Raw genomic sequence first — 12,678 nt, 5'->3', positions numbered from 1 at the left:
GCAGGGCTCCTAGCGCAGTACGGATTTGAGTTCGATAAACCGACGGGTCGCCAGCAACCCGGCCGGATGGCTGTGGCAGCGGGCCGAGAGCCAGGGCATCAAGGTCTGCATCTGCTCGTCGGGCGTCTGGCCACGCAGCGCCTGCCGCAGACTTTGCACATCGGGATCTTCCACTGACGCGGGGAGCTCGCCGGCGGCACCATGGTTGCGCCGGGGCGTCGAACGAGTGCTTTTCTCCAGCCAATCACCGGCGATCCAATCGTGCAGCAGTTGCTTTTCATAGGGGCTGAACACGCCGAACATTGCCGCGCCGGCCCCTTCGATCAGAGTCCAGAACCGACTGTTCTGCGGGTCCTCGTGACGCCGGATCCAGCCTTTGCCTTGCAGCGCGTCAAGGAAGCCTTCCAGTTGGCCCGGCGCCGCCAGCCACTGGTTGACCGTCTTGCCCTCGAACTTGCAGTAATCGGAGTGCATGTGCTGGCCGAACGGGCGCTTGCGTTCGAGCATGTCCAACACTTCGCGATACAGATCGAACGATTCGATGATCGCCCGGCTGCCCTGCCCCAGGTCATTGAGGCGATACCCCAGGGTCACCCGACGCCAGAAGGCTTCGCGGTCGGCTTCCATCGGCATCAGTTGCAACAGCGATTGCACGGCTTTGTGGGCGTGGCCGGTGCTGGCGTTGTCGATGGTCACGTGGAGGGTGAAGTAATACGGATCGATGTCCAGCTCGCTCAGCTCATAGGCGCTGATCAACAGATGCAGGGGCAGTTGCTCATAGCCCAGGTTGTAGCCGATGACCTCGGGCAGGTATTCATCGCCGGCGTATCCCAGGGCCAGTTGCACTGCGCCTTGCAGGTAACGCTCATCGTCGATGTCCGGCGCATCCGCCAAACCGTGTTCGGCAAGCAGCTTGCGGTAGATCACCACATGGTTCTGCGCCGGGACGCCATCGCCCAGCTCTTCCAGGTAGGTGCACAGTAACCCTTCGAAGCGGTGGTCGTGCCAGTGCTTGAGCACGCCATACAACCAGGCGCCGTCCACCAGTTTGGTCGGTGCGACGGCCTGGAGGAAATACAAGGCGTGGGCCTTGTGGGTGAAGAACTCCCGTGCACCGCCACTCTTGCGCCGTTCCAGGTAATCGCCGTATTGCCGGGCCACGCCGGCACTGTGTTGCTCGACCCAGGCTTGCAGGGCCATCGGATCGTCGGGCATTTCCTGGGGCAGCGCCTCGGCCTTCTCCAGGCATGATTGAAGGAAAGCCTGGGCCACGGCTTGCCTGTCGGCATCATCTGGGCCGTGGAGCAGCCGCTCGTAACATTGGCGAACGTTCCCCGCGGCGGTGAACGGATCTGTGAACGGCCGCTCGGTGGCGGGCCGGTGAAGGGAAGTCAGCGCAGTCATAAGGGCCTCATGGGTGCTTGGCAGGACGCTGAATCAGCACGTCTCTTCCAGAGCAGAGCCTTGGGCGCGGCGAAAAATTCCCTCGGATTGAAAGGCAGCCGGATAAACGGGGCGCGCTGTTGTAATGGGAACCCTCGCTTCATCCATGCCCTCGAATGAAAGACATCAGGTGATGTGGTCCCCCCCTCGCCACAAGGGTTCTGCCAACAGTTTGGCGTTGCGGTTATCCAAGGAGCTCCAATGATGTTCACAGCGTGGGTTGCGGTGCTCGGTGCCGTATTGCTGACCCTGGCCCTGACCTCTTCCTACCTGCGCTGGATGCCGGTAACCACTTCGGCGATGTGTCTGGCGCTGGGTGTCGCCATCGGGCCGGCCGGGCTGGGGTTGTTGAAGCTGGACGTCGGCGACTCCACGATCTGGATGGAGCATCTCACCGAAATCGCCGTGGTATTTTCGCTGTTCGTCAGCGGTCTTAAGCTGCGCCTGCCCTTCAAGGACCGTACATGGCGTGTGGCCTATGGGTTGGCCGGTCCGGTGATGATACTGAGCATCGCCGGCCTGTGTCTGGTTCTGCATTATCTGTTCGGCCTCGGTTGGGGCGTTTCGCTGCTGATCGGCGCGATGTTGGCCCCGACCGACCCGGTGCTGGCGGCGCTGGTGCAGGTCAACGATGCCCGGGATGACGATCGGGTACGTTTCGGGCTGTCCGGTGAGGCCGGGTTGAACGATGGCACGGCGTTTCCGTTCGTGATCCTTGGCCTGTTGATGCTGCGCGACGACGATGGCGGTTTCCTCGCCGAATGGGCCTTGCGCAATGTGCTGTGGGCTGTACCGGCAGGCTTGCTGATCGGTTACACGATGGGCCGCGGCATTGGCCGCCTGACCTTGTCGATGCGCATCAAGAATGCCGACAGCACCCTGTCACCCAACGATTACCTGGCCCTGGCGCTGATCGCGTTGGCTTATGTCGCCGCCGAATCGGTCCAGGGCTATGGCTTCCTCTCGGTGTTCGCCGCTGGCTTGGGGTTGCGTCAGGCCGAGGTCGCTTCCACCGACAAGGACTCGCCGCCGGCCGAACACCTGGTGCAACCGGTGGTGGGACACGAAACGGTTGCCCCTCGGCAAGCCGTGCTGGGCGACACCGAATCCCTGGATGACGGCCAGGTGGCCGCCGGTGTGATGATGGGCGACATGCTCGCCTTCGGCAGCCTGGTGGAGCGCGCCATGGAAGTATTCCTGGTGACGCTGCTCGGGGTAGTGCTGGCCAATCATTGGGACTGGCGGGCCCTGGCCATCGGCGCCCTGTTGTTCGCCGTCATCCGTCCCGTGTGCGTGCTGGCGATGCCCTGGGGGCGTTTGCTGGATCGCCCGCAACGGCTGCTGATCGGTTGGTTCGGCATCCGCGGTATCGGCAGTCTGTTCTACCTGTTCTTTGCCTTGAACCATCACCTGCAACCCGAGCTGGCGAGCCTGTGTATCAACCTCACGCTCTCGGTGGTGTCACTGAGCATTCTGGTCCACGGCTTGAGCACCCAACCGACCCTGGCGTGGTATGAACGCCATAAACAATCAGGCTAGGCCAGCGGGCTTCAAGCCCCGGGGTCGCTGACCTGGATATAAACCGAATACACCCCCAGCAACACCCAGAAGGTCGCAAAGATCCACGGCGTGCGCACCGAAAACAGCAGCGACTTGCGGTAGCCCTTGTGCGTCGATTCCCGCTCGCTGAACAGCGGCGACTCGTCATAGACCAGGCCCATCATCGGCTCGGAGCGCAGCAACTCACTTTGTTTGAAGTGCCAATGATCGATGATCTCGTAGGCGGCACGAATGCCCGGCCAGGCATTGAGGGAGCTCAGAAAACCTAGCAAGGCCAGGAATGGCGGCACGATCAAGGTGAACAACTTGCCCCATTCCGGGTTCAGGTTGGCCATACAGGAGGCGAATGCAATCACCAGGAACGACTGGGCGGCCAGGTACGCATCGGTACGATTGGCCAGGATGCTGGTTTCGTACTGGATCTCCCGACGATAGAAATCCAGTCGCTCCTTGGGGGAGCCGAACAGCTTGGCCTGGTGTTCCGTCAGTTCTTCTTCCTGGGTCTGGCTGGTCAGGATTCGGGGCATTGCGCGGGCTATCCCTCAGTGATGGTTCGAACCTGTTGGATGATCGCGCCGCCAGGCAAGTTCAAGCCGATGGACCGCAGGTCCAACGAAACGCCGTTCCGAGGCCAGGGTCTGTAGATCATCGACGGCATGTGAGGACAGCGGTGTGGATTATCTTGGATGGGTGCAGTGGCCGGCGATGGTGGTGACGGTGCTCGCCGCCTGGCTGATCGGATCGCGCCAGCCGCGACGACGGGTAATGGGTTTCAGTTGCTTCATCGCGAGCAACATTCTGTGGGTGATCTGGGGGCTGCATTCGGATGCGTATGCGTTGATTGTGTTGCAGTTCTGCTTGTGTGCGATGAATTTGCGGGGGTTCAGGAAAAATACCACCGGATAGTCAGAAGACACGCCCTTGTGGCGAGGGGATTTATCCCCTCGCCACAGAAGGGTTACCACAAGTCAGGTTATTTCATCGTCTGCCCAATAGCCTGCACAAGGTCAATCTGTTTGAACGGCTTGGTCAGCCGTGGCAGTTGTGTGGCGAAGCCTTCCAGGCGTTCGGCGTAACCGGTGGCAAGAATCACCGGCAAGGCGGGTTGTCGGTCTCGCAGCAACTTCGCCAGTTGCGCACCGTCCATCTGCGGCATGGCCATGTCGGTGATCACCAGGTCGATGTCCGGATTGCGCTCGTACAGTTCCAGCGCCTGCGCGCCCGACGGGGCGCAGAGCACCCGGTGCCCCAGGTCTTCGATCAACAAGCGGGTGCTGGTCAGCACCAGACTGTCATCGTCGACCACAAGCACCAGCAATTCCTGGGGCGACAACGGCGCCGACGCCTGGACCGGTGGTGTCTCCGATGCCGAGTGATCAGCCACCGGCAACCACAACTCGGCGGTAGTGCCGACACCCTTCTGGCTCTTGAGAATCAACCGACCGCCCAACTGCTCGGCCAGGCCATGCACCATGGACAAGCCCAGGCCCGTACCCTTGCCGACCCCCTTGGTGGTGAAGAACGGGTCCACGGCCGACGCCAGCGTCGCGTCATCCATGCCCTCGCCTTCATCGGTGATCGACAGGCAGACGTACCGCCCGGGCTTCAAGGGCAGTTCCGGTGCCCCGGTTTCCCGTCGCTCATTGGCCGCAATCAGGATGCGCCCGCCATGGGGCATTGCATCCCTGGCGTTGGTCGCCAGGTTGAGGATGGCCAACTCCAGCTGATTGACGTCCGCCAGGACCGGCGACAGCGCATCGGCGAAACGGGTCTGAATGTGGATCGACGGGCCCATGGAGCTTTGCAGCAGACCGCTGATGCCTTGCACCAACGCCGCCAGTTCGACCGATTCGGACGTCAGCTTCTGCCGGCGGGCAAAGGCCAGCATCCGCTGGGTCAGTGAAACACCCCGCAGCGCGCCCTGGGTCGCGTTGTCCAGCAGTTGGCCAAGTTTCGGGTCACTGGGCATGCGTTTGCGCACGATCTCCAGATTGCCGAGGATCACCGTGAGCAGGTTGTTGAAGTCATGGGCGATGCCGCCGGTGAGCTGACCGATGGCTTGCAGCTTCTGCGATTGGAACAACGCCTCACGGGTCTGCTCAAGGGCCAACTGCGCCTGGGTGGCGTCGGTAATGTCGCGGGTGATCTTGGCAAACCCCAGCAGCGTGCCGGTGTCGCTGCGGATCGCATCGATGACCACGTGAGCCATGAACCGTGTACCGTCCTTGCGCATGCGCCAGCCCTTCTTCTCGAAGCGCCCAGCGCTGGCGGCGATGCTCAGCGCCCGCTGTGGCTCACCGTTTTCACGGTCTTCGGGGGTGTAGAACATCGAAAAATGCTGGCCGATGGCCTCCGCTGGCAGATAGCCCTTGATGCGCTGCGCCCCCTGGTTCCAGTTGGTCACCTGGCCGTCAGGATCGAGCATGTAGATGGCGTAGTCGGTGACGCTCTGTACCAATAGTCGAAACTGCTGCTCGCTTTGCTTGAGGGTTTCCTCGGCCATCTTGCGATCGGTCAGGTCGCGGGTGATCTTGGCAAAGCCGAGCAAGGCGCCACTCTGGCTGTCGATGATCGGGTCGATGACCACGTGGGACCAGAACAGCGTACCGTCCTTGCGCACCCGCCAGCCCTCGCCTTCGAAACGGCCCTCGCGCAGAGCCGTGTCCAGCGCCCGTTGCGGCAGGCCGGCGGCGCGGTCTTGCTCGGTATAGAAACGGGAGAAATGCTGGCCGAGGATCTCGGACTCTTCATAGCCCTTGAAGCGCCGGGCACCGGAATTCCAACTGGTGATGATGCCCGTAGGGTCGGTCATGTAGATGGCGTAATCGACCACGGCGTCGATCAACAGGCGAAAACGCTGTTCCTCGTTGATGCGGGCAGTCTTCTGATTGTTCTCAAGCATTTTTGGCCGGGGTGTCCGTGTAGATTCTTTGCGAAGTATGGTGCAAGTCCTGCCTCGGAAAAATTATCAACCGGCGGGAGCAAAAATGGAAATCGACGCAAATCCCTTTGTGGGAGCGGGTTTGCTCGCGAAAGCGGTGGGTCAGTTATGTTGGTGTTGGCTGTACCACCGCTTTCGCGAGCAAGCCCGCTCCCACAGGAGGACTGCTGCGTTCTTGACTGACAGACCACCAAACCGGCAATAAGTGCTGCACCCGGGCTTCGCCGAACCGGTCGTCTATCAACATCACCACCCCCCGGTCCTGTTGGGTGCGGATGACGCGACCGGCGGCCTGGACGACTTTCTGCAAGCCGGGATACAGATAGGTGTAGTCGTATCCGTCGCCAAAGATCGCGGCCATGCGCTGCTTGATCTGTTCGTTGACCGGATTGAACTGCGCCAGCCCCAGGGTGGCGATGAACGCGCCGATCAGCCGCGAGCCAGGCAAGTCGATGCCCTCGCCGAACGCACCGCCCAGCACCGCGAAGCCGATGCCCTGGCTGTGTTCCATGAACCGTTCGAGAAAGGCCTGTCGGGATGCTTCGTCCATGCCCCGGGATTGGCTCCAGATGGCGATGTCCGGATACCGTTCGGCAAACAGCCCGGCCACCTGTTGCAAGTAATCAAAGCTGCTGAAAAAGGCCAGGTAGTTGCCGGGACGCTCGCCGAACTGGCGCGCCATCAAACCGACAATCGGCTCCAGCGAAGCCTGGCGGTGGGCAAAACGGGTGGAGATCCGACTGACGACCTGGACGTCCAGTTGTCCGGCATGGAAAGGCGACTCCACGTCGATCCACACCGTGTCCGCCGGGGTGCCTAACAGGTCGGCGTAGTAGTGGCGCGGGCTCAGGGTGGCGGAGAACAGCACACAGCTGCGGGCCGCCGTGAGCCTTGGCCGCAAGAAACCGGCCGGCACCACGTTGCGCAGGCACAAGGTGGAGAGGCTGTGCTGACGGCCGAGTTCACGCTTATGAATGTCGAACAGGAAATGCTCATTGAACGATTCCGCCACCCGGCCGAACTGCAAGGCTTGGAAGTAGAACGCCTGCAAGTCGCCGCCCAGGCCCTGGGGATGGTCGTTGAGGTAATCGCCGATGGCCGTGGCGCACAGGGACAGCGCCTGGAGCAGTTTCTCCGGCGGTTTCTCATAGGCCTGGTAGGCCGCCACCTGCGGAGCGTGCAAGGTGTTCCACTGGCGATTGACCCGCTGCAAGGACTTCTTCAGGGGTTCGGGAGCGGTTTTGCGCACGGCGGCCAGTGTCGACTGGTCGAGAGTGGCGCTGTACATCTGCCGTCCCCGTTCCACCAGGTTATGGGCCTCGTCCACCAGCGTCGCGACAGCCAAGCCATCGGCCTGGGCCAGGGCGAACAGTAAGGCGCTGAAATCGAAATAATAGTTGTAGTCGGCAACGACCACGTCGGCCCACCGGGCCATTTCCTGGCTGAGGTAGTACGGGCACATCCCATGGGCCAACGCGATCTCGCGCAAAGCGGCCTGATCGAGCAAGGTGACCCTGCTGGCGGCCTCGCGGGCGGCGGGCAGGCGATCGTAGAAGCCACGGGCCAGCGGGCAGGACTCACCGTGGCAGGCCTTGTCCGGGTGCTCACAGGCTTTGTCCCTGGCGACCATTTCCAGGACCCGCAGCGGCATCGACGGCGCGCTATGGGTGATCACTCGCGCCGCATCCAGGGCCAGCCTGCGCCCCGGCGTCTTGGCTGTGAGAAAAAACACCTTGTCCAATCGCTGCGGCGCCAGGGCCTTGAGCATCGGAAACAACGTTCCAACGGTCTTGCCGATGCCGGTAGGCGCCTGGGCCATCAGGCACCGTCCGGTACTGACAGCCTTGAACACCGACTCGGCCAGGTGCCGCTGTCCTGGCCTGAAGCCGGCGTGGGGAAAGGCCAGCGTTTGTGCGCCGGCATTGCGCGCCTGTCGATGGGCCATTTCCTGTTCGGCCCAGGCCAGGAACAAGGCGCACTGCTGTTCGAAGAAGGCTTCGAGCTGCGTCGCTTCGAAGCCTTGCGTCAGGCAGGTTTCCTTCTCACTGACGATGTCGAAATACACCAGAGCCACGTCGATGCGCGACAGCTGCAGCTTCTGGCACATCAACCAGCCGTAGATCTTCGCCTGGGCCCAGTGTAACTGGCGATGATTGGCCGGTTGCCCGGACAGGTCGCCGCGATAGGTTTTCACCTCCTCGACGCAGTTGCGCAGCGGATCGTAGCCGTCGGCCCGTCCCTTGACCCGCATGCTCCGGTAACGGCCTTCGAGAGTGATCTCGGCCTGATACGTCTCGCTGCGCCGGGACGCCACGGTGCGGTGGCCAACGATACCTTCCAGTGCCGTGGGCGACGGGGTAAAGCGCAGGTCCAGGTCACCGGTCTTGGCGGTGAACTCGCATAACGCCCGCACGGCGATGCTGTAGGTCGGCTCCAGGGTCATGCGCCCTGCTCCATCCATTGCACATGGCAGACCGCAACCGGCATCCGATGTTCGTGACAGAACGCCAGCCAGCGCAATTGATTGTCCTGCAGGCGATCGCCGGGGCCTTTGACTTCGATCATGCGATACGTCTTGTGCTGCGGCCAGAACTGGATCAGGTCCGGCATGCCGGCACGGTTGGCCTTGATGTCCAGCAACAAGCGATTGAACCAGTGCTTGAGGTGTTCGGCCGGCAGGCAATCGAGCGCCTGATGCAACAATTCTTCGGACACCGCGCCCCAGAACACGAAAGGCGACTGGATGCCCCATTTCTCCGTATAGCGACGGACAATGGTGTCCCGATAGCGGCCGTCGTCGAGCTCCGCGAAGCAGGCTGAGAACAGCTCGGCGCGGCGGACGGGAAAATCCTCGTTGAGCAGGTCCACCGGACCGCGCTGGAACGGATGGAAAAACGCCCCCGGCAACGGCGCGAAAATCGCCGGCCAGCACAACAGGCCGAACAACGAGTTGATCAGGCTGTTCTCGACGTAATGCACCGGGGCGGTGTCGTCGTGCAAATGGGCCTGGACGTGATACTCCACCGACAGGACCGGATCGACGCGGGGCAGGTGCAGGTCCAGCCGCTCCACCTCCCGGGCCACGGCACGGGGCACCGGCGGCCCGCCCAGTTTGCGTTGCAAACGCGGCAGGACCCTGAGCAATGCCTGGGTTTCAGCGGCGTTTTCCGGCGCGCGGGCAGCCATTTCACCCAGTTCCAGGGCCAGGACGTACTCGCCGATGCGCTCCAGCACGCGGATCATCCGCAGCCGTGCACCGGGGTAGGTGCAATCGCGATAGATGCACAGGGCTTGGGCAAAATCGCCGATGCGTTCGGCGTGCTGGCCGATCTGGAACAGCAACTTGCCCCGCCGCCGCTCCAGCCATGGGTTGTCCAGGGCCAGTGCATTGACTTGGGCGACGATGTCTTGCAATGGCTCGCCGGCTTCGAAACGCTGCTGGCAATCGTGCAGGGACAGACAGGCATCGACATCCTGACGACTGCGCAAGCCACGGGACTCGGCACTGAACGCCACGGTTTCATAGGTAAAGATGCCCAAGTCCGCCAGCACGAACTCCGACCAGTCCTGATAGAGGTTGCCAAAGAACATCAGTCGCAGCCGGTCGCAGGTTTCCATGATCGTCAGGCTGTACAACCGGTCCTGCAGTTGCGGGCACCACTGATTGAATGACTGTGCTTCGTCCAGGCGGTCCCCCAAAGCCTGGAGCCATTCGGTCTTTTTCGCCTTGGGGCGTTCGATCAGGTGGCCCAGGCACAGGATGATTTCCGGCTTGAGCAGCACTTCGAACAGTTCGACAAGATTCAAGGGCTGCTGATCCTGAACCCAGCCCAGGGCCAGCAGCGGCTCGACCGCCGCGCCAATGTCGCCGATTTCCAGGTAATGCAATTTGCTGTGCCGAAAGCGTAACCCCTTGCGCATCACCATGCGCACCAGCAGCCCTTGGGACGAGCGTGGCAAGGACGCGAAGTCGTCGATGAACCGCTGCTCCTCGATGCTGAGCACGTCGGCATAGCGTTGCGTCAGCCAGGCAAGCACCTGCTGGAAATTGTTCAGGTAGTAAAAGGGGTCGTCGAGAGGGTTGGCTGTCACGGGAAAAAGCGCCATGGTGCTGAAATACTGGTTATGCGTACAGATACCAGCAACGGAGGACACGGGCAACAGCAAAGGATGAGTGGTTCCCTCAATTAAAAGGTGAAATCCCGTGGTGGACGATGAACTTTCCTACAGTAAGCAGGACCAATGGCGGTTGATTACAGTGATGGCGCGGCCGGATGAGCTGCGTCCTTTTGATCGAGAGGTATGGATATGAATATCAGATTTCTGGGCCTGCCTTTGGCTGCCGCGGCGTTCCTGGCGCTGGCCGGTTGCTCGACGCCGACCGTCGTGACCTTGCAGAACGGTACCCAGTATTTGACCAAGGACACCCCCAACACCCGCACGTCCGACGGCTTCTACGAGTTCGAAGACATTGCCGGCAAGAAGGTCCGGGTGCGCGCCGATGACGTGGCGACGATTCGCAAGGAAGACTGAACCCTCTGTGGGCGAGTGTCAGCCGACACCATTTTGCGACCGCACGGCCGCCATCGCGAGCAGGCTCGCTCCCACGGGCTTGATCACGGAATCACGGTCACCGCCGGACAATGTGGGAGCGGGCTTGCTCGCGAAAGCGGTGAACCAGTCACTTAAAGGTTGACTGTACTGCCGCCTTCGCGGGCAAGCCCGCTCCCACAGGGGATCTTCGGTGATCACGGAATCACGGTCACCGCCAGATAATGTGGGAGCGAGCCTGCTCGCGATGGCGGCACATTCAACACCGCTGCAAGCAGGTCCACCGCTATCGCGAGCAAGCTCAGCTCCACAGAGGCATCAGGCGAACACAATGTTCTCCCCAACCTGCCCCAACCCTACCCCCACCAAAGTCACCGAACTGTCGCCCACCGTGAGCAACGTGTCGGCGCCCACCTGCGACAGGTGCTGGCTGTAGTCATAACCCGCCCCGGCCCCCTGTACGCCAATGAACACCAACGTGTCCCCTCCGTCATAACCGCTGATCCGGTCCTGGCCGAACACGCCGTTGAAGATGAAGGTATCGTTGCCGCCGCCCGATTGCATCTGGTCATTGCCCGAACCACCGACGAACGTGTCGTTCCCGGCACCGCCCAGCAACCGGTCGTTACCCTCCAGGCCGAACAGCCAGTCACCGGCGCCCCGCGCCACCAGAGTATCGTCAGCCGCGCTGCCGTTGGCCGCTGATGCGTACGCGGTCAGGTTGCCCCCGGTCAACAGGCCGTTGGCGGTGATGCTGTGGCTCACCTCATCCTTGAGCATTCCCCAGAGCGATCCGGGCTCCTGGCTGACCAGCGTACCGATGTCGCGGGTGATGCTGATCGCGCCGTGGGCATCACGCATATACAGTGTTCCGGCCCCGTCATGGGCGAAGCTGAAATTCTTCACCGACTGCTGCAAGTGCAGACTGTTGGTGCCCTGCCCGCCCAGGATCACGTTATAGCCACCGCTGTCGCGGAACGTATCGTTGCCGGCGCGGCCTTCCAGGTAATCGTTGCCTTGGCCACCCTGGATCAGATCGGCCTGGTCGCTGCCAATGATGAAGGTGCTGCCGGTATGGGCATCGGCGTTGCGATTGAGGTCCTGCACCCAGGTATTGTCCCGGGCCGGGTCCGACAGGTTGGCAACGATGATGGTTGAATCTTTTTCGGTCAGGTCGTAAAACGCCGACCCCATGATCCGTCCCATGCCATCGCCATAACCGGTGGGCAGATGGGAAATCCAGGTGGGGATATTGAGGATGGAAAACGGCAACACGTTCCAGGCCGTGGAGGCGTAGTGGTCGTTGAAGCTGACGATGTTGTTGGTGGCCGATTCCTGTGGCGCATCATGCATGCCCACCGACGCCAGATTGAACGTCGAGCCGTCCAGCGCCCGGAAGACCGGGTCGTTTTCATAGCCGATGTTCAGCACTTTGTCGGTGCCGCTCTGGGTCGGTGAGGCATAGGCGATGTAGTTGGCGCTGTTGTAGAACCCCGACCACTTGTCCGCGCTCAAGTCCGCCATGCTGTTGACCGCCAACCCGCCGAGGCTGTGACCGCTGACCAGCACGTCCTTGCCCGTCAAGCCGTGGGCCTGGGCAAACCTGGCGACATCCCCAAGCAGGTTGCCGAAGGCTTCACCGGCGTAGTTTTTCGCATAATCCTTGGGCCCCAGGGCGGCCATCAGGTCGTTGATTACATCGCCGATGGAATCGGTGATCAGGTTTTCCCGGGGGCCGCTGGTACCACGAAACGACACGCCGATCTCCTGTAGATGACCCTGGGCGTCGTACTTGCCAAGGATCTCCACTTGCGCGGTGGTGTAGCCGGCCTTCTCACCAAAGAACGTTCCACGACCATCCACCTTGCCGGCGTAGCCCAGTTGCGAGGCACTGATGGGAGTCCAGCCGGCCTTTTGCAGCGCTTCGAGGGCAAGCTTTTCCGAGTCGGGATTCCACGGCACGCCGGGGATCACTCCCTGGGAATCGGTGCCGCCCAACAGCGCCGTGACCAGGGTCGCCGGCAGACCGGCACCGAAGCCATTGTGCTGGTAGCCGGAAGCGAAGCCGTTGTCGAGGTTATGGTAGGAATACAGCATGATCGCCATCGCATCACTGACCAATGCCTTGGACTCGGTGGTGCCGAGGTTCTTGTAGTCGTAGATACCCATGTGTTGCTGCCTCT

General features: G+C 61.8%; 9 protein-coding genes. 3 read left to right on the top strand and 6 right to left on the bottom strand.

Annotation, left to right across the window (positions count from 1 at the left end; translation table 11 throughout):
• Nucleotides 1-9: 9 nt before the first annotated feature.
• Complete coding sequence (locus FBY02_RS00990; RefSeq protein WP_144922158.1) at nucleotides 10-1,404, bottom strand: iron-containing redox enzyme family protein; 1,395 nt, start codon at nucleotides 1,402-1,404, stop codon at nucleotides 10-12.
• Nucleotides 1,405-1,644: 240 nt separating this feature from the next.
• Here FBY02_RS00990 and FBY02_RS00985 point away from each other — a divergent pair, with 240 nt between their 5' ends.
• Complete coding sequence (locus FBY02_RS00985; protein WP_144922152.1) at nucleotides 1,645-2,982, top strand: sodium:proton antiporter; 1,338 nt, start codon at nucleotides 1,645-1,647, stop codon at nucleotides 2,980-2,982.
• Nucleotides 2,983-2,993: 11 nt separating this feature from the next.
• Here the strand turns inward: FBY02_RS00985 and FBY02_RS00980 are convergent, their stop codons facing one another.
• Nucleotides 2,994-3,530 (bottom strand): hypothetical protein, encoded by a 537-nt coding sequence (locus FBY02_RS00980; RefSeq protein WP_144922146.1) that lies wholly within the window; start codon nucleotides 3,528-3,530, stop codon nucleotides 2,994-2,996.
• A 145-nt stretch (nucleotides 3,531-3,675) separates the two neighbouring features.
• Here FBY02_RS00980 and FBY02_RS00975 point away from each other — a divergent pair, with 145 nt between their 5' ends.
• On the top strand, nucleotides 3,676-3,909 hold the full coding sequence (locus FBY02_RS00975) for a hypothetical protein (RefSeq protein ID WP_144922141.1): 234 nt from the start codon (nucleotides 3,676-3,678) through the stop codon (nucleotides 3,907-3,909).
• A gap of 67 nt (nucleotides 3,910-3,976) precedes the next feature.
• On the opposite strand, the gene FBY02_RS00970 is transcribed toward FBY02_RS00975, so the two are convergent.
• The 3 genes from FBY02_RS00970 to FBY02_RS00960 all read right to left on the bottom strand — a co-directional run bounded on the left by FBY02_RS00970 (nucleotide 3,977) and on the right by FBY02_RS00960 (nucleotide 10,036).
• Nucleotides 3,977-5,905: a PAS domain-containing sensor histidine kinase gene (locus FBY02_RS00970; RefSeq protein WP_144922136.1), complete on the bottom strand. Its 1,929-nt coding sequence runs from the start codon at nucleotides 5,903-5,905 to the stop codon at nucleotides 3,977-3,979.
• A 145-nt stretch (nucleotides 5,906-6,050) separates the two neighbouring features.
• Nucleotides 6,051-8,387: an ATP-dependent DNA helicase gene (locus FBY02_RS00965; protein WP_144922131.1), complete on the bottom strand. Its 2,337-nt coding sequence runs from the start codon at nucleotides 8,385-8,387 to the stop codon at nucleotides 6,051-6,053.
• Nucleotides 8,384-10,036, bottom strand: a complete 1,653-nt coding sequence (locus FBY02_RS00960) for a VRR-NUC domain-containing protein (protein WP_144922128.1) — start codon at nucleotides 10,034-10,036, stop codon at nucleotides 8,384-8,386. The genes FBY02_RS00965 and FBY02_RS00960 overlap by 4 nt, the downstream gene beginning before the upstream one ends.
• A gap of 216 nt (nucleotides 10,037-10,252) precedes the next feature.
• On the opposite strand from FBY02_RS00960, the gene FBY02_RS00955 reads away from it, so the two are divergent.
• On the top strand, nucleotides 10,253-10,477 hold the full coding sequence (locus FBY02_RS00955; protein WP_024776392.1) for a YgdI/YgdR family lipoprotein: 225 nt from the start codon (nucleotides 10,253-10,255) through the stop codon (nucleotides 10,475-10,477).
• 336 nt (nucleotides 10,478-10,813) lie between these two features.
• Here FBY02_RS00955 and FBY02_RS00950 read toward each other — a convergent pair whose 3' ends face one another.
• Nucleotides 10,814-12,664: a polyurethanase gene (locus FBY02_RS00950; protein ID WP_144922125.1), complete on the bottom strand. Its 1,851-nt coding sequence runs from the start codon at nucleotides 12,662-12,664 to the stop codon at nucleotides 10,814-10,816.
• Nucleotides 12,665-12,678: the final 14 nt, after the last annotated feature.

Source organism: Pseudomonas sp. SJZ078 (assembly GCF_007828255.1).
Taxonomy (GTDB): domain Bacteria; phylum Pseudomonadota; class Gammaproteobacteria; order Pseudomonadales; family Pseudomonadaceae; genus Aquipseudomonas.
The sequence above is the reverse complement of the archived record's forward strand: the minus strand, read 5'-3'. Positions and strand labels throughout refer to the sequence as shown.